The organism is Lampropedia puyangensis (assembly GCF_004833285.1).
Taxonomy (GTDB): domain Bacteria; phylum Pseudomonadota; class Gammaproteobacteria; order Burkholderiales; family Burkholderiaceae_C; genus Lampropedia; species Lampropedia puyangensis.
In genome coordinates this window covers 1-214 of sequence record NZ_STFG01000066.1, presented here as the reverse complement: position 1 = coordinate 214, position 214 = coordinate 1, and the positions used below count along the sequence as shown (strand labels likewise).

1 protein-coding gene is annotated in these 214 nt (G+C 38.8%); it reads right to left on the bottom strand.

Features of this window, described 5'->3' with window-relative positions; genetic code table 11:
- On the bottom strand, window positions 1–214 hold a 214-nt coding region (locus E9531_RS17700; RefSeq protein ID WP_211343493.1), incomplete at both ends, for a protein rep.

Sequence of the window (214 nt, the reverse complement as noted above, 5' to 3'; positions counted from 1 at the left end):
AAAGCAAGACATGCATATGATGGTGATACATCGGCTGATCTACTTCATGATTAACGGTCACTTCAGTTGAACGCACATAGCCCAGCAAATTTTTAGCCACTTTTTTATATTGAAAAATTTTTGCAATTGCCCGTCCCATTTGTCGTAATTCACTCTTTAGTTGCTCACCAGTTGTATTCTCAACCGTCAGCGTTAAAAATAAGAACCGACCTGT